At 54.0% G+C, this 1,048-nt stretch carries 2 protein-coding genes; one reads left to right on the top strand and one right to left on the bottom strand.

What is annotated here, in order from left to right:
• On the top strand, positions 1–219 hold a 219-nt coding region (locus ACTHS3_RS14360; RefSeq protein ID WP_440368291.1), incomplete at its 5' end, for a BolA family protein.
• Positions 220–364: 145 nt separating this feature from the next.
• Here ACTHS3_RS14360 and ACTHS3_RS14355 read toward each other — a convergent pair.
• Positions 365–1,048 (bottom strand): class I SAM-dependent methyltransferase (locus ACTHS3_RS14355; protein ID WP_440368290.1); only part of this gene is annotated, 684 nt, incomplete at its 5' end.

Below are 1,048 nucleotides of genomic sequence, written 5' to 3'. Positions count from 1 at the left end.
ATTGAAGGCGTTACCCCTTGCGAACACGTCGAAGTCGAAGGCGACGGCCATCACTTCTTCGCCGTAATCGTTTCCTCCTCATTTGAAGGCAAAGCCCGCCTCGCCCGCCACCGCCTGATTAAAGACGGTCTCAAGCCGCAACTCGAAAGCAACGAATTGCACGCGCTGTCGATTTCCGTTGCCGCCACTCCGGCCGAATGGGCTGCCAAACAGGCTTAATTTGGAATCAAACAAAAGGCCGTCTGAAAAGTTTTCAGACGGCCTTTTTCATACATGTCAAACAGCGCAGGCAATCGATACAAACGCCAAACCGCATTCCACAATATGCAATCGCTGTGTAAACCCTACCGGTACAACCGCCAAACTAGCCCTGCCGTTTCGGGAAAAACTGCACCACATTCTCCCCTTGCGGCAACACCAATTTCTTCACGGCATGGCCGTACACGGTTTCAAGCGTGATGTTCAGACAGCCTTCGTCGGCAAAAATCTTATCCACACATTCCTTTGCCGCTTGCGGATTGCTGAACTTCAACGCATTCCACAACCCCAAAGTTTCCATGTCCTGCCAAAACGTCCCGGCTTTTTTATAGCTCAACTCAAGCTTGGCCGTGTCGGTTACCGGATCGTAAAAGCCGTTATCGGCGAGCATATCGCCCAAGTCGTGCATATCAATCAGCATGGGCGCTTCGCATTCGATGCCTTCATGGTTCAGACGGCCTGTCAGCTCGCTCAGGCTGTCGCGGCCAAAGTGCGTGAAAAACAATAATCCGTCGGTTTTCAAAGCAGCGGCCCAGTTTTTCAATACCGGCAAAATATCGTCGGCGCGGCTGAGGCTGAGATTGGCCCACAACATATCGGCGGATGCTTCAGGCAACGGCGCGGTCAGGGCTTGGCAATGCTGCGGGATGGTTTTGCCGGTCAGCTTCTGCCAGAAACCGCCTTTGCGCGCGGCGGCGGCGGTTTTCAAAAAATCGGCATTCGGATCGTATTCTTCAAACACGGCGTCGGGATAACGCGCGGCCAGCAGGCTGCGGCTGATGTCGGCATC

This window comes from Neisseria sp. P0009.S007 (assembly GCF_051962515.1).
This window is presented reverse-complemented; position numbering and strand designations above follow the sequence as displayed.